Annotated in this window: 26 protein-coding genes, 1 tRNA gene and 1 pseudogene; 18 read left to right on the top strand and 10 right to left on the bottom strand. The window is 67.3% G+C overall.

The window, feature by feature from the left end; genetic code table 11:
• Positions 1–294: 294 nt before the first annotated feature.
• Positions 295–498 (bottom strand): hypothetical protein, encoded by a 204-nt coding sequence (locus tag NW895_RS25260; protein WP_289938256.1) that lies wholly within the window; start codon positions 496–498, stop codon positions 295–297.
• Between the two features lie 712 nt (positions 499–1,210).
• Between NW895_RS25260 and NW895_RS25255 the strand changes: the two genes are divergently transcribed.
• Positions 1,211–2,350 (top strand): GDSL-type esterase/lipase family protein, encoded by a 1,140-nt coding sequence (locus NW895_RS25255; RefSeq protein ID WP_289938333.1) that lies wholly within the window; start codon positions 1,211–1,213, stop codon positions 2,348–2,350.
• A 3-nt stretch (positions 2,351–2,353) separates the two neighbouring features.
• Here NW895_RS25255 and NW895_RS25250 read toward each other — a convergent pair whose 3' ends face one another.
• Positions 2,354–2,908 (bottom strand): hypothetical protein, encoded by a 555-nt coding sequence (locus NW895_RS25250; RefSeq protein WP_289938254.1) that lies wholly within the window; start codon positions 2,906–2,908, stop codon positions 2,354–2,356.
• A 211-nt stretch (positions 2,909–3,119) separates the two neighbouring features.
• Between NW895_RS25250 and NW895_RS25245 the strand changes: the two genes are divergently transcribed.
• The 4 genes from NW895_RS25245 (at position 3,120) to NW895_RS25230 (ending at position 4,845) form a co-directional block, all read left to right on the top strand.
• The gene (locus tag NW895_RS25245) at positions 3,120–3,386 is read left to right on the top strand and encodes a CopG family transcriptional regulator (protein ID WP_289938252.1); all 267 of its coding nucleotides are present in this window, start codon (positions 3,120–3,122) and stop codon (positions 3,384–3,386) included.
• Positions 3,383–3,826 (top strand): PIN domain-containing protein, encoded by a 444-nt coding sequence (locus NW895_RS25240; RefSeq protein ID WP_289938250.1) that lies wholly within the window; start codon positions 3,383–3,385, stop codon positions 3,824–3,826. Before NW895_RS25245 ends, NW895_RS25240 begins: the two co-directional genes overlap by 4 nt.
• A 390-nt stretch (positions 3,827–4,216) precedes the next feature.
• Positions 4,217–4,438, top strand: coding sequence for a type II toxin-antitoxin system VapB family antitoxin (locus tag NW895_RS25235; protein ID WP_180989643.1), 222 nt, complete (start codon positions 4,217–4,219; stop codon positions 4,436–4,438).
• Complete coding sequence (locus NW895_RS25230) at positions 4,435–4,845, top strand: PIN domain-containing protein (RefSeq protein WP_289938243.1); 411 nt, start codon at positions 4,435–4,437, stop codon at positions 4,843–4,845. The genes NW895_RS25235 and NW895_RS25230 overlap by 4 nt, the downstream gene beginning before the upstream one ends.
• A 63-nt stretch (positions 4,846–4,908) precedes the next feature.
• Here NW895_RS25230 and NW895_RS41260 read toward each other — a convergent pair.
• A pseudogene (locus NW895_RS41260) lies at positions 4,909–5,291 on the bottom strand (nuclear transport factor 2 family protein).
• A 1,205-nt stretch (positions 5,292–6,496) separates the two neighbouring features.
• On the opposite strand from NW895_RS41260, the gene NW895_RS25225 reads away from it, so the two are divergent.
• Complete coding sequence (locus tag NW895_RS25225; RefSeq protein ID WP_289938242.1) at positions 6,497–8,575, top strand: AAA family ATPase; 2,079 nt, start codon at positions 6,497–6,499, stop codon at positions 8,573–8,575.
• Positions 8,576–8,902: 327 nt separating this feature from the next.
• Here NW895_RS25225 and NW895_RS25220 read toward each other — a convergent pair whose 3' ends face one another.
• The 4 genes from NW895_RS25220 to NW895_RS25205 are packed head-to-tail and all read right to left on the bottom strand — an operon-like array spanning position 8,903 to position 10,425.
• Positions 8,903–9,280: a hypothetical protein gene (locus NW895_RS25220; protein WP_289938241.1), complete on the bottom strand. Its 378-nt coding sequence runs from the start codon at positions 9,278–9,280 to the stop codon at positions 8,903–8,905.
• A complete protein-coding gene (locus tag NW895_RS25215) occupies positions 9,277–9,708 on the bottom strand; it encodes an ATP-binding protein (RefSeq protein ID WP_289938239.1) in 432 nt (143 codons plus the stop codon). Before NW895_RS25215 ends, NW895_RS25220 begins: the two co-directional genes overlap by 4 nt.
• 46 nt (positions 9,709–9,754) lie before the next feature.
• A complete protein-coding gene (locus NW895_RS25210) occupies positions 9,755–10,186 on the bottom strand; it encodes an NUDIX hydrolase (RefSeq protein WP_289938238.1) in 432 nt (143 codons plus the stop codon).
• Positions 10,183–10,425 (bottom strand): hypothetical protein, encoded by a 243-nt coding sequence (locus NW895_RS25205; protein WP_289938338.1) that lies wholly within the window; start codon positions 10,423–10,425, stop codon positions 10,183–10,185. The genes NW895_RS25210 and NW895_RS25205 overlap by 4 nt, the downstream gene beginning before the upstream one ends.
• On the opposite strand from NW895_RS25205, the gene NW895_RS25200 reads away from it, so the two are divergent.
• The 10 genes from NW895_RS25200 (at position 10,339) to NW895_RS25155 (ending at position 17,207) form a co-directional block, all read left to right on the top strand.
• A complete protein-coding gene (locus NW895_RS25200; protein WP_289938331.1) occupies positions 10,339–11,058 on the top strand; it encodes a GntR family transcriptional regulator in 720 nt (239 codons plus the stop codon). The genes NW895_RS25205 and NW895_RS25200 overlap by 87 nt on opposite strands.
• Before the next feature lie 166 nt (positions 11,059–11,224).
• Positions 11,225–11,581 (top strand): hypothetical protein, encoded by a 357-nt coding sequence (locus NW895_RS25195; protein ID WP_289938236.1) that lies wholly within the window; start codon positions 11,225–11,227, stop codon positions 11,579–11,581.
• Positions 11,581–12,957, top strand: a complete 1,377-nt coding sequence (locus NW895_RS25190) for an FtsK/SpoIIIE domain-containing protein (protein WP_289938235.1) — start codon at positions 11,581–11,583, stop codon at positions 12,955–12,957. The genes NW895_RS25195 and NW895_RS25190 overlap by 1 nt, the downstream gene beginning before the upstream one ends.
• 84 nt (positions 12,958–13,041) lie before the next feature.
• Positions 13,042–13,713: a DUF2637 domain-containing protein gene (locus NW895_RS25185; protein WP_289938233.1), complete on the top strand. Its 672-nt coding sequence runs from the start codon at positions 13,042–13,044 to the stop codon at positions 13,711–13,713.
• Positions 13,714–13,725: 12 nt separating this feature from the next.
• Positions 13,726–13,917, top strand: coding sequence for a mobile element transfer protein (locus NW895_RS25180; RefSeq protein ID WP_289938231.1), 192 nt, complete (start codon positions 13,726–13,728; stop codon positions 13,915–13,917).
• A 15-nt stretch (positions 13,918–13,932) separates the two neighbouring features.
• Positions 13,933–14,127 (top strand): hypothetical protein, encoded by a 195-nt coding sequence (locus tag NW895_RS25175; protein ID WP_289933436.1) that lies wholly within the window; start codon positions 13,933–13,935, stop codon positions 14,125–14,127.
• A gap of 25 nt (positions 14,128–14,152) precedes the next feature.
• Positions 14,153–14,398, top strand: a complete 246-nt coding sequence (locus NW895_RS25170; protein WP_289938230.1) for a SpdD protein — start codon at positions 14,153–14,155, stop codon at positions 14,396–14,398.
• Between the two features lie 141 nt (positions 14,399–14,539).
• On the top strand, positions 14,540–15,841 hold the full coding sequence (locus tag NW895_RS25165) for a replication initiator (RefSeq protein WP_289938228.1): 1,302 nt from the start codon (positions 14,540–14,542) through the stop codon (positions 15,839–15,841).
• Positions 15,838–16,050 (top strand): excisionase family DNA-binding protein, encoded by a 213-nt coding sequence (locus tag NW895_RS25160; RefSeq protein ID WP_289938227.1) that lies wholly within the window; start codon positions 15,838–15,840, stop codon positions 16,048–16,050. Before NW895_RS25165 ends, NW895_RS25160 begins: the two co-directional genes overlap by 4 nt.
• Positions 16,050–17,207: a tyrosine-type recombinase/integrase gene (locus tag NW895_RS25155; RefSeq protein ID WP_289938226.1), complete on the top strand. Its 1,158-nt coding sequence runs from the start codon at positions 16,050–16,052 to the stop codon at positions 17,205–17,207. Before NW895_RS25160 ends, NW895_RS25155 begins: the two co-directional genes overlap by 1 nt.
• A gap of 49 nt (positions 17,208–17,256) precedes the next feature.
• Here NW895_RS25155 and NW895_RS25150 read toward each other — a convergent pair.
• Positions 17,257–17,330, bottom strand: a tRNA-Gly gene (locus NW895_RS25150).
• A gap of 560 nt (positions 17,331–17,890) precedes the next feature.
• On the opposite strand from NW895_RS25150, the gene dcd reads away from it, so the two are divergent.
• Together dcd and NW895_RS25140 are read left to right on the top strand one after the other, a co-directional pair.
• The gene (gene dcd / locus NW895_RS25145) at positions 17,891–18,466 is read left to right on the top strand and encodes a dCTP deaminase (protein ID WP_289938225.1); all 576 of its coding nucleotides are present in this window, start codon (positions 17,891–17,893) and stop codon (positions 18,464–18,466) included.
• Positions 18,463–18,966 carry a phosphoribosyltransferase gene (locus NW895_RS25140; RefSeq protein ID WP_289938223.1) on the top strand — a complete coding sequence of 168 codons (504 nt, stop codon included), beginning with the start codon at positions 18,463–18,465 and terminating at the stop codon, positions 18,964–18,966. Before dcd ends, NW895_RS25140 begins: the two co-directional genes overlap by 4 nt.
• A gap of 78 nt (positions 18,967–19,044) precedes the next feature.
• Here NW895_RS25140 and NW895_RS25135 read toward each other — a convergent pair whose 3' ends face one another.
• On the bottom strand, positions 19,045–20,052 hold the full coding sequence (locus tag NW895_RS25135; RefSeq protein WP_289938221.1) for a Yip1 family protein: 1,008 nt from the start codon (positions 20,050–20,052) through the stop codon (positions 19,045–19,047).
• Positions 20,053–20,142: 90 nt separating this feature from the next.
• Positions 20,143–21,570 (bottom strand): FG-GAP repeat protein, encoded by a 1,428-nt coding sequence (locus NW895_RS25130; RefSeq protein ID WP_289938219.1) that lies wholly within the window; start codon positions 21,568–21,570, stop codon positions 20,143–20,145.
• Positions 21,571–21,580 lie beyond the last annotated feature (10 nt).

The raw sequence follows: 21,580 nt of genomic DNA, 5'->3' as shown, positions 1-21,580 counted from the left end.
CTCCTTGCAGGCCGTTCACCAGAGGAAAGCGAATCCGGGCACCGGAACTGACCGGATCCGCCCCCTTGTCGTCACAGGCCCCGCACAGGGTTGCCTCGCACCGGAGCTTTTTTCAGGGCACCTCATGGTGATCTGACCAGTCCCTGGCGAGGGCCATCGTGCCGACCCAATACGGACAACCCGGGAGACAACCATGTACGCAACCACCGCCAGGCGCCTGACGGGTCTCGCCGGCATCGCCACTGCGGCCACCCTCATCGCCGAAGTGCCCCTGGTGGCTTCGTCGTCGGTTCGTTACGGGTGACGTGAATCCTGCCGCTCGCGGCGCGTGCCGTCGCTGGGCCCGGACACCGGATGCAGGGTGGTGCTGTCGGCACCCTCGCCGATGCCGCGGCCGGCCGGGGTGCCCGTGCCGGGCAGCCCGCCGACGATGACCGACTTCGGCGTCTGCGGGCCCAGACGCTCGCGGCTGGTGGGCGATGGGCAGGACAGTTCCACCGGAGCCTGCGCATCCCAAGGACGCGGGCGTGGCCTGTGAAACTCGGATGCCAATCGGCTGACCGGTGCGGCGTATCGTGGCCGGCGCTCCGGCTGACCGGCGGTGCTCAGAACATCATGGTCCAATTCCGCCGAATGTTTGGCCCGGACCGACCCCCAGCGTCTGCGTTCTGCGATCGGGGTCATTCGGCCCGCCGAACACGAGGTCCGATGCCATTCGACTCCTCGAACAAAAGGGTCGACCACTACGCTCAAACACCAGCTCCGACCCGACAGTTGGACCTCGGCCCGCGCAGGTGGGCGGCCTGCGCACAAGGACTATTCAGCGCCCAGTAGATCACTCAGCGAATGGCTACCAACGGGTCCCGTCACCAATTCCCGGCCGCCCGCGCCTTTCTGACGGTTACATGTGTCGTCGTGACCATGGATTTATCAGCGCCCCATATTCAAGGCGGTTTTCGGCCTGCTAGATTGACGCCCGCGTCTCAGAGACGAAGTCGGACAGAACCGGCAATCTCGCGGAGGCGAAGACCTCCTATGCCTTCACCAAGGGCGCCTTCGGGTGCCCGGAAACCGCTGCGGATGAGATTCGCTGCGTCCCACCACGTCTCACGCCGACGCTTTTCGGCATCCAACCCCCCAACCCACTGGAAAGCGCACGTAAGTGATGAGATCCCTTCAGCGTTTCGGCCCCGCTCTGGCCGTCTCCGCCATGGCGGTCGTGCTGAGCACGCCCGGGCTGGCCGCCGCCGCCGAGGCTGGCGACGGCAAGGACACCACGTACTACATCTCGCTCGGTGACTCCCTGGCCTCCGGCTACCAGCCGGACGTCGACAAGGACACCGACGTCGCCTACACCGACCAGCTCTACGCGCAGCTCAAGCAGCGCACTCCCGGACTGAAGCACATACGCCTGGGCTGCACCGCCGAGACCACCGAGTCCTTCATCGGCGGCGGAAAGTGCGACTACCCCGACGCCAAGTCCCAACTGGACGCCGCCCTGAAAGCCATGGCCCAGCACCACGGCAAGGTCGCCTACGTCACCCTCAGCGTGGGCGCCAACGACATCCTCCTCAACTGCGTCAGCCCGGCCGGCACCCTCGACGGCGCGTGCCTGAACAGCCGGAGTCAGACCATGGCGAAGAACCTCGCCCAGATCGCGGGCGCGCTCCGCAAGGCGGGCACGGACAACACCCGGTTCGTGGGCTCCACGTACCACAACCCGTTCCTGGCGGCCTGGCTGCAGGGTCCGGCGGGGCAGCAGGCCGCCAAGGAGTCGGCGTCCCTGGTCAAGTCCGCCAACGCGGGGATCGCCCAGGTGTACAAGTCGACCGGCTTCAAGGTGGCGGACGTGGCCGGGGCCTTCTCCTCGGACGACTTCACCACCCAGGTGAACGTGCCCGGCGCGGGCGAGGTGCCGGCGAACGTCGCCAAGATCTGCCAGCTGACCTGGGCGTGCACAAAGCAGGACCCGCACCCCAACGCCGACGGCCACAAGCTGATCGCAGGCACCTTCGCGGCGGTGCTCGCCGAGAACGAGGCGCCCGGTCGGGGCGCATCCCCGACCCCCACCGCGCCGGCCACCCCCGGTACGGGCGAGTCCCCGGCCCCCAGTGACCCGGCCACGCCCGGAGAGGACGAGTCCGAGACCCCGGCCCCCAGCAACTCGGCGACCACGCCCGAGCCCGGCACGGACACGGGGGCGAACACCCCGGCCCCGAACGGAGACCTCGCCGAAACCGGCGCGTCGAGCAGCACCCCCGTCATCGCGGGTGCCGGTCTCGCGGTCGCGGCGGTCGGCGCCGCCGCGGTGTACTTCGCGCGCAGGCGCCGTACAGGCGAGCAGAGCTGACGGTTAGTCAGTAGGGCTCGGCGAAGCCGGCAGGCCGCTCGCGGGGGCGCGGGCGGCCTGCTCGGCTCGGCGCACATACAGGTCCTCCAGGACGACGGTGGCCTTCCCGGTGCCCTGCACGGTCAGTGCGAGCATCTGCTGCCCGGCCGCAACCCCGCCGAGCGCGGTGACCCACGCGCGCGCCTCCTGCTCAGGCGGCTGCGGAGGAACGTGCTCGGACCGACGGTTGATCAGATAGTGCTGGCTGCACGGGCTTTCCCACTTGTACGGATTGACGGAGACCGTCGGCGCGGTGGCCCCGCTCGCGGAACCGCCGCCCGACGTGGCGGACGGTGCGGCCGACTCCCCCTTCGCGTCGGCCGACTTGGAGGCGCCGGTACTTTCCCCGGCGGACCGGGAGACGGCCGCCTCCACGGACAGCCTCCCGCCGCGGACGCCGTCGTCATCGCCGTCGCCGGGCAGGAGATTCACCACGAGTGCGGCCGACGGGAGGACGGCGGCGATGGCCGCCCCGGCGAGAGCGACGGTACGCCGCCGCGCCCCGGGCGCCTCATCCACGGACCGCCGCTCAACCTCGGAACCGGCCACACCCGGCCTGGGCCACACCGGTCTCGGCCGCGACTGCTTCGCTCCCCGACGTCTCGGCCGTGGCACCCGCCTTCCCAGGCGCGAGCGAGGCCGTCGAGGCCGTCTGCCCACGGGCGGGGCCTGGGGGAACAAGGGGAAGCGCGCGGATACACCAACCCGGTACATGGACTACCCTTGGTACATGCCCATGAAGCGCACCAACGTCTACGCCGACCCCGAGGACCTGGCGATCATCAAGGAGGCCGCCAAGCGCCGGGGCATAAGCGAGGCCGAGATCATCCGTCAGGGCATCCACCTTGCAGCCATGGCGAACCGGGTCTGGGACGAGCCGCTGTTCTCCCGCACCTTCGAGGGACCGGGGCGCACACCGTCCAAGCCGGAGGTCCGCGACACGGTCGCGGAGGCCGTCCTGCGGGAGACCGGCTCGGGTTCCGGATCCGCCGCGTGATCATTGTCATCGCCGATACGTCCGGCCTTCTGGCAGCCCTGGACTCGGCTCATCCGGAACACGGGGCGGCGAACGAGGCGATCATGGCGGCGGGCCTGCTGGTCATGTCCCCGCTCCTGCTGGCCGAACTGGATCACGTGGTGACGCGCGAGCTCGGCAGGGAGGCTGCCCTCAGCGCGGTCGACGACCTGAGGCGCTGGATGAGCCGGGGTCGTGTCCTCATGCCGGAGATCACGGAGGACCACCTGGGTGCCGCCCAGTCTGTCCGTATCCGCTACTGCGCGCTGGACCTCGACCTCGCCGACGCTGTGAACGTGGCGCTTGCCGCCGACTACGACACGGACGCGATTCTCACCCTCGACCGACGAGACTTCCGGGCCGTACGCCCGTTGGGCCGCTACAAGGCGTTCCGGGTACTCCCCGACGACCTCCCGCTCTGACGCAGAACCGGGCTCGCCTCCGGATCATCCAAGTGAATCCGAATCTCGGGGTGCGGGAGCACTCGTAAAACCCAGCAACGGCTCCCCAATGAAACAAGCCCCAGGCCGCTGACCTGAGGCTTCAAGAAGAGCGGGTGACGAGAATCGAACTCGCGCTCTCAGCTTGGGAAGCGACGGCGCTTGGGTGGGCGAATGGCCGCTGACCTGCGCGGATTCGTCGTGTCGGAACCGCTGCGCGGGCTTGTTCGCACCGCTGTTGCCGACCGACGGGCATGGCCTGCCGGACTGATCTGGAGTGTCCGTTGCGCTTGCACATCTGGATGCGGCGTCGTCAATGTTGGTGACATACTCTTCTATGTACATCACCAACATTGCGTAGGAGGTGCTCGTATGTCTGTGACCCAGATCGATATCGATGATGACGCCCTGGAGCGTGCCATGGCTCTGGCCAAGGTCAGGACCAAGAAGGAGGCGGTCAACCTGGCTCTGCACTTCTACGCCGAACAGCAGGAGCGTGCGGCGCGCATCAGCCGTCACTTCGAGCGTGCGCGTGAGTGGGGTGCCGTCGAGGACGCCGAGCGCCTGCACCGGGCGGAGAAGCACAGCCGGTGATCTACTTGCTCGACACCTCCGGCCTGGTCCGGCTGCTCCGCGAACCAAAACTGCAGTCGGCCTGGTACGACGCGATCGACGCCGGCGCCATCGCATCCTGCTACACGCAGCGAACCGAGTTCCTGCACAGCGCCCGGAACGGCCGTGAGTACGACGAGATCGCGGAGATGTTCACCGACCTCTATCCCGACGTGTCGGTGCCGAAGAACGCGGGGCGTTGGATCAGCGCGGTGCAACACCGTATGGCCCAGGCCGGGGAGCATCGCAGCGCCTCGGCGGTGGACCTCGTCATCGCCGCCACCGCCGCCCACCACGGCCTGGCTGTCCTCCACGACGATGCCGACTACCGGGCCATCGCCCGGCACGCAACCGATCTGCTCGAGCACAACGTCCACGACATCGCCTGAGGTGCTTTCCCCCACAGGTTGTGGACGGGAACTTGCGAAGGCCGGCCATCGGGGCCTGAAGCGTCACTTGACGTGTATGGCGCGCCTGGCAATGCGCCAGCCGTCATCGGTGCGCCGCAGTTCGTCCTCGTAGACGGCGCTGATGACGGCGCCCCGTCCACGACGCCCAAGCCCCTGGACCGGACACGGACCTTGTCGCCCGGATCCTCCGACACGACGACGTTCGTCGTGTGGTGAGCTCGCGCGTGCCCGCCGGCGCTCAGGACGGAGGCGATCGCGTCCAGCCCGACGACCGAGTCGAAGCCGAATGCGCCTGCGTCCCATGCGGCGTCTCCGGTGAGAACCTCGCTGAGGCGGCTCAGCTCGTGGTCGTCCATGATGTGGCCCCACAGAGCCAGGACTCTCGCTATCTCGACTGTGTCTTCGAACGTGGGCTTCTCGACCAGCTGACGAGCGCCTCGCCCTCCTCTCGAGACAGCGAAAGGAAACCCCGATCACGACCGGCGCGGGCATCGCTGACTTGATCCTTTACGGGGGGCGCATTCGGTACGACGGCAGGGCTGTGCTTCGCCGCGGTGGGAGCAGTTACGACGCTACGGAACTGGACCACGGCAGACGACCACCGGAACCTGCCGTGTGCATCGGCCGACACGAACCGGCCTTCCGGTTCTGGCTGATGGGGGGCTGGGTCGGTGTCTCGCCCATGGATGGTGAAGAGCGGCACTCAACCCGCTCTTGCCAACAAACAAACCCCAGGCCGCTGACCTGGGGTTTCTCTCTGGAGCGGGTGACGAGAATCGAACTCGCGCTCTCAGCTTGGGAAGCTAGTGTTTCTTGGTCATGGTTGCTTCGCTGACCTGCGGTGGGGCGGTGCCGGAGCCCGGGACGCACCTGGGGCAAGTCCCCGCTGTTCCCCGTGGTTTCCCGCAGAATCTGGCACGCCAATGGCACGGACCCTTCGCCTCGAATGAACCTAGGCGGACCTGGACCCTAGAGTGTTGGAGCCTCAGCCGACGACAGCCAGCCACGATGGCGGGGCAGTCGACCGTGCAGGCGCGCGTGTGCCTCACTGTGCCCCCGCCGGCCTGAGCCACGCTGTTTGGCCGTCGACCAGGGCAAGTTGCGACGGCGGAAGCGCATGGGTGGCACCTCGGGCGATGACCCCTTCGTCCCGAAGCAACTTTGGTGCGCTGGACCTTCGGCTGGCGTGCCTCTCACGCGTCGTGCTCGTCCGCAGGCGTGCGCGCCCGTCTGCCGGTGTATATCGGCGTTGTCACACAGAGCCAATATGAAGGACCAACATTTTCCCCTCTCAGATGTTCAATCGTCGCCCAGTTGCCCACACTTTGCGCCACTGTCGGTACTGCGCCATCATCGAAATGAGCTAGATGACCCTCATCCCTCACAGCCGATCCGCACAAGGCACGCAATGACCGCTTACAGATCCTCTGGCAAGGCAGCCCGAACACCCGGTCAACCTGCCGTTCATGCGCGAGGCGCGAGGCGCACAGTGGTACTTTCTGGGGATGCGCTCGCTGACTGGGTCGTAGCGGAACGAGACGAGAGCGAACCGCGGCGGACCGCAGGCCCCAAGTGGCAGGAGCGCCAGCAGGAGGTTAGGCAGCTTGAAATCCCCGGCGGTTCCCGCCTCTTGGAAAAGCTTATAACCACGGCTCTACCGAAAGCCCACGTCTGGACTCCGACTTGGCAGCATGTCGACTGGTTTGATACGCAAATCAGCCATTACCACGCTACCCTTGCACCGTTTCCCGAAAGTGACAAGGTCAAAGATTTTGACGATCTGCGAAATTTTCGGTGGCGCATTTCGGACGATCTCGGAATCAGCCGCAGGGGCGAATGCAAGAAGCATGACGAGAAATGCCTCGGGATTGCTGAGCCAGAAAACGCAGACCTCGTGGTTATCGCCGACTCGGGGCTAGGTTTCTTCAAGGACCACGAATTGCCTAAGGCGATTAATAAACCCGAGAAAAGGCCATGGCTGATCGTCAAGACGGGCGGCGATGGCATGCTGGCGCGAACGGACCGACTATGGGATGCACTTCCCAGTCGGCGGGACAAGGTGATTGTCGTAACCACAGCCGACGATCTGCGCCGAGTTTCCGGTCTGGAAATACGACGCGGAACAGCTTGGGAGAGCGAAGCAAGCGACTGCCTCAAAATATTCCAGCAGGAGCGCCGACTGAATCAGTACCGCTTCGTGGTCGTATCCTTCGGTCCAGCTGGAGCATTCTTGTTCGATCGCGATGTGCATGGTGGACGCAACTACTCGCTTTTTTACGATCCTGCAAGAGTCGAAGGAGCACCTGACTTCTGGCTCAATGGGCGGATGTGGGGTTACACCTCAACTCTAGCAACCGCAATTACTCAACGGATCATTTCATCAATCGGTAATAAAGACGCCCCGCTAAGCAGCCCAACAAGCGCTAACGAGATAATTAGAATTGGGGTGAGGCGCGGCCTCAAGGCCATGCAAGAAGTCTACAGGAATGGGTTCGGCCGTATAATTGCAGAGAATAGCTCTGGTCAGGCGGATCCTACTCAGGCGGATCCTGCCCCAGACTTCCCCTTCGTCGCAGTTAAAGATGCTCTTAAAATATCCAAGCGTGACCTCGATAAAGATAAAAGGATAGCCGAGGTTTCTGTAACGGAACGCAATGTTAAGTCATCCGCAATTTTCGCAAGTAGTCGCGATCTTGAGGATATAGCGAGGGATATAGTCTACAGGGGGGTTGATGACGCCTTGGCGGACACCACTATTCCGCATCTTAAATACGGGAAGGTGGTAACGGTAGACCGACGCGAGATCGAAAGCTTCCAATCTGTTAGGGCTCTTGTGAAAGAGTATGCAGAAAGGGCCGGAACGCGCGTAAGGCGGTATTGGAAGACCGAGAAAGCGCGCACGCCAACGCCGCTTTCTATAGCCGTATTTGGCCAACCTGGATCCGGAAAATCGACTACCGTCAGAGAAGTGATCGGTTCAATTAAAGTGCAGGAGCGAGAATTCACGTTCGAGGAATTTAATCTCTCGCAATTTAGGAACACTTCAGAACTGGCCGACTCTTTCCACCTACTGAGAGATGACAGGCTTAGAGGAAAAGTTCCAGTCGTACTCTGGGACGAATTTGACTCCTTCTTCGATCGACCTCTTGGATGGCTCAGGTACTTCCTCTCACCGATGCAAGACGGAACTTTCCAAGAAGGGCAGACCGTGCACCCGGTGGGGCGTTCTGTTTTCGTCTTTGCTGGCGGTGTCTACTCTAGTTTGGAGAGTTTTAAATCACAAGAAAGCAATGCTGAGTATAGAGCCGCCAAAGGTCCGGATTTTCTGAGCAGAGTTCGCGGAACCATGGAATTGCAGGGGATTGAAAAGCGATCTGACGATCCTTTTTGGGTTATTAGGAGAGCGATACTACTCAGAACATTCCTAGAGAGGGAGACTTCGCTATTCCCGAAGGGGCAAGACGGCCATAAGGCCATCGATGAAGATGTGCTGAATGCTTTCTTGCGCATTTCGGACTTCACTCACGGAGTGCGTTCCATGCAAGCTGTCGTAAGAAATAGTTCCCTCCTTGGAGAGAGGTACTTCAGCCGGTCGAGTTTGCCAAACGTCACGCAGCTAAACCTGCATGTAAATTCCGAGGAATTTCATAACGAAATGGATTTCGCTAGCGCTCGACGCGTTGGCGGGTCAAGCGCTAGAAGTCCGTAACGGGATCATCACGATAGAGGCTTTGGGGGTGCTGCTTGGCGCGAGTGATCATGGCCCCCATACGCTTCCGGCGCGTCTGGCAGTCTGTGCACCTACCCGGTAAGGCCCGACGTTGAGGCCGTGATCAAAGTGGCTCCGCAAAGCCGCGGAGCCGACCGCTCCAGCCACGACGCAGCCCTTCTCCGGACGGCTGATTGCTGTGCAGCGCGGGACGGGCGCCGGCCGGGCTGGAGCGGGGCGGAGACAGGAGCGCAGGCCCGGCCGGGGGCCGGGCCGCGCGCGGTGAGCGGAGCGAGCCGCACTTGAACCCGTAGAGAAGGTTGTAACTCAGTCTGTGGGGCGCGGTTTGAACTCGTATGCGCACGCTGGGAGCTCGATGACCTGGCGGTGTGCGAGGGGCAGGAAGAGCACTGGTCGGATCGTCCATGTGACACGGACTTCGGCCTGACTGATCGTCACTGTGCAGGGTTCTGCGCGTAGGAGTGCCCGCCGGGTCTCGATGCGGCCGTCGTAGAGCCAGTCCCATGCCGCGTCGCAGGCTTCGGGGTCGAGCATGGGTGTGATGGTGCGGAGGATGACCGCGATCCATCTGTCTGCCTGGGGTGCTGTGTGGGCGTCGAAGGATGCGATGAATGCTGGTGGTTGTTGTCCGGTGACGTCTTCGGTCCAGCACTCGCACCAGTAGCCGCGCTGGGTGGTGTTCATCGGCACGGGTGGTCTCCTCGCCGAGTGGTGGTGAAGAGCTCCGCGGTGACCGTGTGGCCGGCCTGGCTGCGGTGGACCACGACTCGGTGGGCGAGCACGCTGACCATGCCGAGTCCTCGACCGTGCTCGGCGTCTTGGTCCTGGTGCTTGACCTTCGGGGCCGTGCCGGTGCCTCCGTCGTCCGTGACCGAGAGTGCGATCACCTGAGGTGAGACCGCGAGTGCCAAATGGAAGGCGCCGGTCTCCCGGCCGCTGGCGGTGTGGAGGATCGCGTTCGCGCTCAGTTCGCTGACGATCAGTTCCGCGTCGTCCGCCAGGGGCGAGCCTCGAAGGATGTCGCGGGTCCAGCGGCGGGCTCTGCTGACCTCTTCTGGAAATCCTGGGCAACTGAGCCCCCAGACTCGGGTAGTGCTCGTATACTCGTGCATACAAGTTCCTTCATGCAGGTGGGCCGCCATGTGCAGCGGGTTCGGGCTAGACGAGTTTCACGCCGTCGTGGGCGCGTATGGCGGGCGGGGACGCCGCGTCGAGTGCGTCCAGGACGCGGATCGCGTAGGCCTCGTCGGCAAGCTCGGCGACTTCCTCGCGGGTGGCCCAGCGCAGCGCGCGGGTTTCATCGCCGGTGGTGGGCGTGCCGTCGGCGGCTTCGCAGCGGAAGACCAGGGAGACGATCAAGCCCTTCATGTTCTTGTAGACGCCGGTCAGGGTCGCAGGAAGTGCGATCTTGATGCCGGTCTCTTCGAGGACCTCGCGTTGCAGCGCCTCGGGGATGGTTTCCTCGCGTTCGAGGACTCCGCCCGGGGGTTCCCAGTGACCGTTGTCGCGGCGCTGGATCAGGAGGGCCCGGCCCTGGTCGTCGACGACGACCCCGGCGACGCTTACGGAGTGCGGGCGTTCTGTGCTCACGTTCCTCGGCCCTCTCGGATGGCTAGGCTCTCCACCGTAGCAACAACAATCGCCCACTCGTCTAGATATCTAAAGGAGTACACGTGAGCCCTCTTTCTTCGGGCCTCCTCGGTGATCTCGACCCCACGAGCGATCGTGCGGTCTTCCGGCAGATCGCCGACCAGCTGCGTGAAGCGATCGACCGTGGGCGATTCCGCGAGGGCGAAAAGCTGCCCTCGGAGGCTGAGCTTGTCGAGCATTACGGGGTTTCCCGTATGACGGTTCGAAACTCCTTCTCCATCCTCCAGGGTGAGGGCCTGGTGCATGCCGAGCACGGCAAGGGTGTCTTTGTGCGACCACGCCCGCCCGTGCGGCGGCTCGCCTCCGACCGGTTCGCCCGGCGGCACCGGGAGCAGGGCAAGTCCGCGTTCATCGTGGAGGCTGATGCGGCCGGCAGTCATCCGCAGGTCGACAGCCTGGAGGTGAAGGAGGAGAAGGCCAGCCAGGACATCTCCACCCGGCTCGGTTCGGTGCGGCGTGTGCTGGCCCGGCGGCGCCGGTACCTTCTCGACGGGCGGCCGGTCGAGTTCGCCACCTCCTACCTGCCGCTCGACATCGCGCGGGGCACGCCGATCGCCGAGCCGAACCCGGGGCCCGGCGGCATCTACGCCCGCCTCGAAGAGCTCGGCCACCATCTCGACCACTTCGAGGAGGAGATCCGCGCCCGGATGCCCTCGCCCGACGAGGTCCGAACGCTGCGCCTGGCCTCCGGCGTGCCGGTCATCCACCTCATCCGGACCGCGTTCGACACCGAAGGGCGGGCCGTGGAGGTGTGCGACACGGTCATGGCGGCGGACGCGTACGTGTTGTCGTACCAGCTCCCAGCGACGTGAGCGCGTGAGCTGCGGTGGTGCGCGGGGACGCTTCTCCGAACTCGTACACCCCATCACGAATACTCGTATAGACGAGTGGGCAAGTTGTGTGGCAAGGTGGTTGCCGTTCCCGGGAGATCGGGTTCGAATCACGCACCTTGTATAGACGAGTAGATGGGAAGAAGTCTTGCGCACCATCCGTGTAGAGACCTCGGCCGCGACGATCCTGCTGACCGAGGCGCCCGAGCCCAAGGTCCGTGACCGGCAGACGGGCGAGATCGCCAAGGACGCAAACAGTGGTGAGGCACTGATGACGATCGGCGTCGTCTACATCGAGGACGGCGAGTCGTCGCTGATCAAGGTCACTGTTCCGGAGAGCGGTGTGTCCGAGGGGCTGACGCTCGGGGCGCCCGTCTCGCTGCCGGGGCTGGTGGCCCGGCCGTGGGAGAGCGTGTTCAACGGACAGCAGCGGCACGGCATCGCCTACCGCGCCGCCGCAGTCACTCCGGCCGCGTTCCCGGCCGCTTCGGGGGCCGCCGCCTGATGACCGATCTGGCGACGCTTGTGGAGGTGGGTGGCCCTGTCGCCGCGCTGGGCGGCGGGGCCGCCTACGCCCGGGCCAAGCATCCCGGGGTGTACTGGTCCACGGTCGGCCTGCCGATTGCCACGGCCCGGCTGCTGAGTTCGTACGGCTCGGTCATGGAGGCGTGCGGCCTGACAGTGGCGCCGTCCCGGCTGCGGCTGCTCTCCGTCAAGGCCACCACTCGGCGGGAGGTCCGTCCCGTACCGCCACGTCGGGGCCTCATCCGACCGACGTCGACCGGGCTACGGCTCCGTCTGCGGCTCGCTCCGGGGCAGGAACCGGCCGATGTCGCCGCCTCCGCGGAACGGCTGCGGCACGCCTGGGGCGTTCACGCCGTGTACGTGACCACGGTCAAGCCCGGTGTGGTTGAGCTGCGGCTGGTCGGCTTCGATGTGCTGCGGCGGGTACGGATGCCTCGCAAGGTGGATGCCGGGCTCCTTCAGGTGCCGGTGGCGCTGCGGGAGGATGCCATGCCGTTTGTACGCGACTACCGGGCCGTACCCCACCAACTCACGCTCGGCGCGACCCTGTCGGGCAAGTCCATGTACCTGCGGCACCTGATCGCCGGACTCTCCCCTCAGCCGGTCGCCCTGGTCGGCATCGACTGCAAGCGTGGTGTGGAGCTGGCGCCGTTCGCGTCACGGCTCTCCGCGCTGGCGACCGATCCGCAGCAAGCCGCGGAGCTGCTGCCCGTGCTCGTGAAGGAAATGGAGGACCGATACGACCTGATCAAGGCCCGGCAAGGCATCGCCCCGGACACTCCGGCCGAGGAGATCACCTCAGACATCTGGGGTCTGCCCGAGCATGAACGCCCGGTGCCCGTTGTGCTGTTCGTCGATGAGGTGGCCGAACTCTTCCTCGTCGCTACGAGGACGGACGAGGAACGGCGGGACGAGATGGTCACCCAGCTCATCCGGCTCGCCCAACTCGGCCGGGCTGCCGGGATCTACCTGGAAGTGTGCGGGCAGCGCTTCGGCGCCGAGCTGGGCAAGGGCGCGACCATGCTGCGGGCCCAGTTGACCGGCCGCGTCTGCCACCGAGTGAACGACGAAGCCTCCGCGAAGATGGCGCTCGGCGACATCGCCCCAGAGGCGGTCTTGGCCGCCTGCGCCATCGCCCCCGAACGGCCCGGTCTCGCCGTCGCGGGCGACACCTCCGGCGGCTGGTCACGCATCCGCACGCCGTACCTGTCCCTCGGCGATGCCGCCGAGATCTGCCGCGAGTTCGGGCACCTGGTGCCGGACCTGCCTGCGCTCAAGCCCTTCCTGCCTGAGGTGGCCGTACAGCCGGTCGGCGGCCTGGCCCCGGTCGTCTCGCCGCGCCCGGCGACCGGCTGAACTCCTCTACCAATCCCGGTCGGCGTGACCGTCTCACGCCAGGTCCCTACCCCTCGCATGCCTGAATCCGGAAGGAGCCGCATCATGCGCGCCCAACTGGCCCGCGTTGACGCGGTGCTCGTCCAAGCTGTCATCGCTGCCGCGCTGTCCTTCGCCCACCTGCACGACATCGCCTCGGCGGCCGGGCAGGACGGGTGGAAGGCGTGGGCCTACCCGATCTCGGTCGACTTGCTGCTCGTCGCCGCCTGGCGTCGGCTGCGCTCCGGGGAGGCGAAAGCGGCCGGGTGGTGCTGGTTCGTCATCGCGCTCGCTGCCTCACTCGGCGCGAATGTGGCCACCGCCGGCCTCCTCGACATGAGCAAGGTCCCGGCCTGGCTGCGCATCCTCGTCGCTGGGTGGCCTGCGGTCGCATTCCTCGGCGGCACGCTACTCGCCCACTCCGCACCGAAGACGCTCGATCACGCCGCCGAACCCGACAAGGACATCGAGGTCCATGGCCAGGCGGACGAACCCGCACTCCGTCCCGAGCCGCCTGCCCGACCGGCCGTAGAGCAAGCCTCGCCCCAGCGACCGGCCATCGAACATGAACCGCCTGAGCGCTCCGCTGTGCCCGTTCCGGCCGCCCTCGTCGCACACGCCCGCAAGGTCGCCGCCGAACACCACACCCGCACCGGAACACCGATTGACACCCCCACCCTCCGCGCTCGCCTCGGCGTCCCGGCGCCCATGGCCGAAGCCATCGCCGCCCACCTCTGACAGGAGACCTGCGTGACCGCCAACCGCCGTTTCCGCAACGTCGTCCGCATCGGCCCCGTCCAGGTCGGCACGTACTACGACGGCCGTGGCCGCGAGAAGCACACCGCCGCCTGCATCGCCCCACGCTGCGGCTTCTCCACCGACTACGACAGCCGCGCGGCCGCCGAGCTGGCCGCCCGCACTCACCGCTGCCCCGTCCGCTGAAAGGATCCGCCAACCGTGACCGTCAGCCTGCCGCTCGTCGTCGTCCTGGGCTTCTTCGCATGGGGAGCGGTCAAGTTCCTCGGCGTCCGCGTCTGGATCGTCGTCCTGATCGCCCTGTTCGGCTTCTGGCTCTCCCGCACCTTCCTCGCGCCCGCCATCGAGTCCGGCACGCGCTCCGGTGTGGACGTCATAAACGGCTCACACGCCTAGACGAGTAGATAAGGAGTCTCAAGCTGTGTTCCTGCCCAAGTACCCCGACACCCCGACCCCGCCCACCGCACACACCCACGCACCGACCGACCCGGCACCCGTACACCGCTCGCTTCCGCCGGTGTCGATCAGTCCCGGCGCGGTAGCGGCCGTGGTCGCTGGCGGCGTGGTCCTCACCGCGCTCGTGACGGCCGTCGCCGTTTCGGCCATCTCCGTAGCCATTGCCGCCGTGGTCCTGCGCTCCCTGCTCCGCGAGCACCACCGCCGCTGAACGGCACCTGATCCCCGGGGCGGCACGACACCGCCAAGCATCCGCCGCCCCGGGGGCCCATCACTCCTGACCGAGCCAGTCAGAAGGAGAGAAGCCATCTTCACCCGCACCACCCCGCCCCCGCTCCCGGAACTCGCAAGGATGGCCCAGCACGGCACCCTGCCGGGTATCCTCCGCCAGCTCTCCGGGCTCGGCGGCTGCACCAACCCGATCCGCCTGGACGGCCACCGCACCGAGTACGACGTCGACACCGCAACCGGCGAGATCGGCCGCGTCCTCCACCACCTCGACTCGACCAGCCTCCCGGCCGGACAGCTCCTCGTCCGCTGCAACAACCGCCGCACCACCCGCTGCCCGGCCTGCGCCGAGGTCTACCGCCGCGACACTTTCCACCTGATCACCTCCGGCCTGCGCGGCGGCAAGGGCATCCCCGAACACGTCGCCACCCACCCGCGCGTCTTCGCCACCTTCACCGCCCCGAGCTTCGGCCCGGTCCACAACCGCCCTTCCAGCGGGCGCCCCTGCCGCTGCGGCGTCCGCCACGACCAGGACGACGATGCACTCGGCACCCCTCTCGACTCGGACACCTACGACTACGAGGCCGCCGTCCTGTGGAACGCACACGCTGGCCCCCTCTGGCGGCGCTTCTCGACCTACCTCCGCCGAGAGGTCGCCAAGCGCGCGTGCCTGTCACAACGGCGCTTCCGCGAACACGCCCGCGTGTCCTTCGCCAAAGTCGCCGAGTACCAAAAGCGCGGCGCCGTCCACTTCCATGCCGTCATCCGCATCGACGGCCCCAGCGGCGGCGACACTCCACCCCCTGCTTGGGCCACCGCCGAACTACTGACCGACGCCATCGAGACGGCTGCCGCCAAGGTCCGCGTGGACGGCCCGACCGTCGACGGCCGCACCCACAGGTTCGCCTTCGGGCGCCAACTCGACGTACGCACCATCCGCTCCGCCGACTTCAACAACGGCCAGGAACTCACCGAACGAGCCGTCGCCGCCTACATCGCCAAATACGCCACTAAGGGTGCCGAGACCGCGACGGGAGCTCTCGACCGCCCGCTGAAGTTCGCCGCCGAACTCGCCCAGCTCGACATCAGCGACCACGCCCGCCGCCTCATCCGCACCGCCTGGACCCTCGGCGCACGCAAGGACCTCGAACACCTCCGCCTGCGCGCCTGGGCCCACATGCTCGGATTCCGCGGCCACTTCTCCACCAAGTCCCGCCGCTACTCCACCACCCTCTGTGCCCTCCGCAACGCCCGCGCCGAATGGCGCCGCGCCCAAGCCGCAGCAGCGGCCAACGGTCCCGAGCCCGACACGACGTACGTCCTCGCCCACTGGGTCTTCGCTGGAACCGGCCTGTCCGACGCCGAAGCCTGGCTTGCCGCATCCCTCGAACCCGCCCCCGGAACGGAAGGAGAGCCCACCGCATGACCGACCGCTACCTGTCCGTCGACCAGGTCGCCGAGCTGCTCGGCACGACCGCCAGATTCCCCCGGCGGCTGATCGAGGAACGGCGCATCCGGTACGTGAAGGTCGGCCGGCATGTGCGCATCCCCGAGAGCGCGGTCGAGGAGTTCATCCAGTCCCGCACCGTCGAACCGCTGAGGCGGCCTCGCCCGAGCAACAGGAGGGCTGCCTGATGGCCAACGGAAAGGGCAGGCGTCGCCGCTTTGGCGCCATCAGACGGCTTCCCTCCGGCCGGTACCAGGCGCGCTATCCGGGGCCCGACGGGGTGATGCGTCCGGCTCCCTTCACCTTCGAGACGACGGCGGACGCGGACGACTGGCTCGCCGAAAAGCAGACCGAGATTCGCCGTGGTGAGTGGCGTGACCCCGATGCAGGCGCGGTGAGCTTCCGGGCCTACGCCGAGAAGTGGGTGGACGAAAGGGAGCTCGCGCCGCTGACGCAGGACCTCTACCGCTACCTGCTCAACAAGCATCTATTCGCCTTCGCGGACCTGGACTTGGACGAGATCACCGCGCCGCGTGTCCGCGAGTGGCGGGCCGAACGGCTGCGGATCACAGGCGCCAAGACGATCACAGCCAAGGCGTACCGGCTCCTCAAGGCCATCATGGAGACGGCCGTGGACGACGAGTTGATCACGCGCAATCCCTGCCGGATCAAGGGCGCTGGCAAAGAGAAGGCCGCTGAGCGGCGCATCGCCACCGTCGCCCAAGTTGACGCGCTGGCCAATGCGGTCGGCATGCGGTGGCGGCTCATGGTCTACCTCGGCGCCTACGGCCCGCTCCGGCCTGAAGAGCTGGCCGGCCTCCGGCGCCGGGACGTCGACCTCGACAACCTGCGCCTCCGGGTCCGTCTCGCCGAGCCGGAGCGGATGAACGGGCGACGCGTCCAGGGCGACACCAAGTCCGAGGCGGGCACCCGGACTGTGATTCTTCCCGCGTTCCTCCGCCGGGAGCTCCGCTGGCATCTGGAGTCCTACGCCGAGCCGGGCCCCGAAGGGCTGCTCTTCGTCGGGGAGAAGGGCGCTCCCTTCCGGCGCAGCACCTTCGGGCGGAGGTGGCGGAAGGCGCGGGAAATCGTCGGCATGCCCGAGGGCTTCCGGTTCTACGACCTCCGGCACACCGGGCACACGCTTTCCACGCGGTCCGGGGCCACGCTGAAGGACACCATGGTCCGCGCCGGGCAGTCCTCCGAGAAGGCCGCGCTGATCTACCAGCACTCCGACGAGGAGCGACAGGAAGAGGTCGCCGCCAGCCTCGACGCCACCGTACGGAAGGCCAGGGCCGATGCCGCCCAGAAGCGTTCTGGCACGAATCTGGCACGCGGCCACTGATCACCGCACACAACAACAAGGCCCAGGTCTCTGACCTGGGCCTTCATCATGGAGCGGGTGACGAGAATCGAACTCGCGCTCTCAGCTTGGGAAGCTGATGTTCTACCATTAAACTACACCCGCGTAAGACGGACGGGCCCCTGAGGAGCCGGTGTCCGAACGCTCGCTCACTGTACCTCATCCCAGGCCCCCGGCGCTGAAGCTGTGGGGTTGTCGTGTGTGTGCGTGAGGGGTGACCGGGCTGCGGGGAAGCGGAGTTGGGGCGTACCGTGGTGGCTTCGGGGAGGGTCCGGGTGGGGCGGAGTGCCGCCTGGAGAGTCGTTCCTTTGATCCCGTAATGTGGCTTTTGTCGTCAGGGCAGTTAGCCAGACGCGGCTCTTGGGGAAGGGACTCTAGGACTTGATGGAGCGCACCGTCGTCCGCTGTGCCGATGGGCACGTGTTCACCACCGCTTCGTTCCCGATGCAGCAGGCCGAGCGACTCGGTCCAGGGCGGCTCCTCCGCTGTCCGCGATGCGCTCGGCTTCGGAGCGTCGTGCCGGTGAGTGTGGGGAAGCATTAGTTCCGGTAGCTCCCTGTACTGCCGGTAGCTCTCTGTATCGGCCAGGTAACCGCAGGACGCAGGCGCGTGGAGTCAGTCGTCATGATTGTGGCTGCTCCGCGCGCCTTGCGTATCCTCGGGGCGTGCTTCTCTCAGACAAGGACATCCGGGCCGAGATCGACGCCGGTCGGGTGCGGATCGATCCGTACGACGAATCCATGATCCAGCCGTCGAGCGTCGATGTGCGTCTCGACCGGTTCTTCCGGGTGTTCGAGAATCACCGGTACCCGCACATCGACCCGTCCGTCGAGCAGGTGGATCTCACGCGGCTGGTCGAGCCCGAGGGGGACGAGCCGTTCATCCTGCATCCCGGGGAGTTCGTGCTGGCGAGCACCTACGAGGTGATCACGCTCCCCGATGATCTCGCGTCCCGGCTGGAAGGGAAGAGCTCACTGGGGCGGCTGGGGCTCGTCACGCACTCCACCGCCGGGTTCATCGACCCCGGGTTCTCCGGGCACGTGACCCTGGAGCTGTCCAACCTCGCCACCCTGCCGATCAAGCTGTGGCCCGGCATGAAGATCGGGCAGCTGTGCATGTTCCGGCTCACCTCGCCCGCCGAGTACCCGTACGGCAGTGAGCGGTACGGATCGCGGTACCAGGGGCAGCGTGGGCCGACCGCCTCCCGGTCCTTCGTCAACTTCCACCGGACCCAGGTATGAGCAGCGGCGGGACACGGGAGAACCTGAGCTACGAGCAGTTCGGCGTCGCCGTGCGCGAGCTCGCGCAGGCCGTCGCCGACGACGGGTACGAGCCGGACATCGTCCTGTCCATCGCGCGCGGCGGTGTCTTCGTCGCCGGCGGGCTCGCCTACGCCCTGGACTGCAAGAACATCCACCTCGTGAACGTGGAGTTCTACACCGGCGTGGGGACCACCCTGGAGATGCCGGTCATGCTCGCGCCGGTGCCCAACGTCGTCGACTTCTCCGAGAAGAAGGTGCTCATCGCCGACGACGTCGCCGACACCGGCAGGACGCTCAAGCTGGTGCGCGACTTCTGCCTCGACGCCGTCGCCGAGGTGCGCACCGCCGTGATCTATGAGAAGTCACACTCCCTCGTCAAGTGCGAGTACGTGTGGAAGCGGACCGATGAGTGGATCAACTTTCCGTGGTCCGTGGAGCCGCCCGTCGTCCGGCGGGCCGGTCAGGTGCTCGACGCCTGAAGCACGGAGCGGGAGGACAAGACGGAGAAGGCCCCCGGCTGCTCCTGGCCGGGGGCCTCGCGCGTGCCGGGCCGGGGCCTAGAAGGTGCCCAGCTTCACGATCGACAGCAGTGCGATCAGCTGGATCGCGGATGCGCCCAGGGCCTTCGGCCAGGGCAGGTCGTGCGAGCGGCTGACCATGAGGGTGAGGAGGGCGCCGGCCGCGACCCAGGTGGCCCAGCCGAGGATCTGGACGAAGGGGGCGTCGCCGCCGAGGAACATCGCGACGACGAGGCGGGGGGCGTCCGTGAGGGACATGATCAGCATGGACAGGCCCACCGTGGGCTGCCAGGCGCCGTCGCCGCCGAGCTGGCGGGCCAGGGTGTGGGTGACCACGCCCAGGATGAAGGCGCTCAGCACCATCGCCACGGCCGTCGTCAGGACGATCGGGACCGCGTTGGAGAGCGTGGCGTTGATCGCGTCCTCGCGGGCGCCGTCGAAGCCGAAGACGGCTATGAGGCCGTAGAGGAAGCTGACGATGAGGGCGGGGCCCCACATCGTGTAGTCCCGCATCTGGAGGAAGGTCTGGTTCGGGGCGAGGACGATGCCCCTGAGCAGCTCTTTCCAGTGCAGGCGCGGGCCTATCGGGCCCGGGGGCGCGGCCGAGCCCGCGCGGTACGTCCCGCCCTGCGTGTACGGGTCCTCACCGACCGAGAACGCCTGGGTGTGGCCCGGGTTGTTGGCCGCGTACGGGTCCTGCGGGCCGGCCGGGCCCTGGCCCTGCGGGTACGCGCCGTCGCCGAAGTACTCCGGCTCGTCCTGGCCGCCGTATCCGCCGCCGTTCGCCTGCGGCCATGGGCCGCCGCCGCTGCCGCCGCCGTACGGCTGCTGCTGCGGGTACGGCTGCGGCGCCGGGGGGTAGCCGTACGACGGTCCCTGCGGCGTCTGCTGTCCGTGCGGGGGGTGTTGCGGTCGCGTCTGAGGAGCGCCGTTGTCCCGGCCGCGTCCGATCCTGAATCCAGCCACGTCTTCGAACGTACCTGGTCCCGGCAAGTGACGTGCCGGGCCCGGGCTTTCGGGCCCGGCTTTGCGGCCGAGCTGTGACATCCCCTAAGGGGGATGACGGGCTGTACCCCGTGCGCGGTCAGGGTTGGGCCGTACGGGGGAGCGTCTGCCCCGCCACAGCGGTGGGCGGGGTCAGCCGCCCAGCGTCGTTCCGTAGCCGGGGCTGCCCGTCGTGGGCACTCCCGTCGCCGCCGGTCCGAAGCTGGTCGCGCCGGTGGCGGTGAGGCCGGTCGGCGTGCCGCGCAGGGTCCACACCGCGCCGTCGCCGGAGTTCTCGCCCGGTGCGGAGACGGTGAGGTCGGCGCGGTGGTCGCCGGTGTGGTCGGCGAGCAGGACGCGGGTGCCGAAGCGGTCGCCCTTCTCGGAGCCGCCGGGGACGCCCGCCGTGTTCTGCGTCCATGTCGTGGCGCCCGTGGTCTTCAGGCCGGAGGCCGAGCCGTACAGGACGGTGACGGCGCCCGCGGCGGAGTCCTCGCCCGCCGCGCCGACGGCGAGGTCGGCGTAGCCGTCGCCGTTGACGTCGCCGAGCGCCACGCCGCTGCCGAAGCGGTCGCCGGCCTCGGACGCGCCGGGGACGCCCGCGGTGTCCTGGGTGAGGACGAGCCGGGCGCGGTCCGTGGCCACCCCGTCGGGGCCGCCGTACACCACCGTGACCTTGCCGCCCTTCGCGCCCGACGGGTCGGCGGAGGGCTCCCGGTCGTTGCCGACGGCGAAGTCGGCATGGCCGTCGCGGTCGATGTCGCCGACGGCGGAGACGTACCCGGCGGGCAGGTTCTGCAGCCAGTCGGTGTAGTTGCCGATGCGCAGGTCGGCCACGTCGGTGATCGCGTCGTCGGTGTCCACGGCACGGCCGTGCATGACCACCCGGCCGTGGCCGTCGCCGCTGGTCTCGGCGGAGGTGAGGTGGGTGACGCCGTACGAGGGGGACCAGCTCCAGTGGGACTGCGATCCGCCGCCGCCGTTGTGCGCGCCGGTCCTGGTGATCGGCCCGTTCACGACGGAGAGGGTGGTCGGGCCGGTGGAGCCGACCGCGACGTCGGTGTCCCCGTCGTCGTCGAAGTCGCCCGTGGTCAGGGCCTGGCCGTAGCGGTCGTAGTCCCGGTCGAAGAAGCTGAACAGCGTACGGGCGCCGGACAGGCCGGACTTGGCGCCCCAGACGATGACGACCGTGCCGTTGTCGGTGTCGCTGCTGTCCTCGCCCGGCGCGCCGACGAGGAGGTCGGCGTAGCCGTCGGTGTTCAGGTCGGCGGAGGCGACGGCCGCGCCGAAGGCGTCGTCGGTCTCGGCGGTGCCGGGGATGCCGGCCGTGTTCTGGGTGATCGTCGTGTGCGTCGAGGCCTTGAGGCCGCTCGTGCCTGCGTAGACGACGGAGACGGCGCCCGCCTTCGCCTGGCCGGCGACCGTGGCCGCCGGGGCGCCGATCGCCGCGTCCCGGCGGCCGTCGCCGTTGAAGTCGTACGGGGCGGCGGCGGTGACCGCGTGTGCGGTGGGCGCGGTCAGGGCCAGGGCGAGCGGGGTCATGGCCGTCGCGAGGAGGACGGCGGTGGTGCGCAGACGCATGGGCTTCCTT

The organism is Streptomyces sp. S.PNR 29 (assembly GCF_030386795.1).
Classification (GTDB): domain Bacteria; phylum Actinomycetota; class Actinomycetes; order Streptomycetales; family Streptomycetaceae; genus Streptomyces.
Note: the sequence above shows the minus strand (reverse complement) of the source record. Positions and strands in the feature narration are given on the sequence as shown.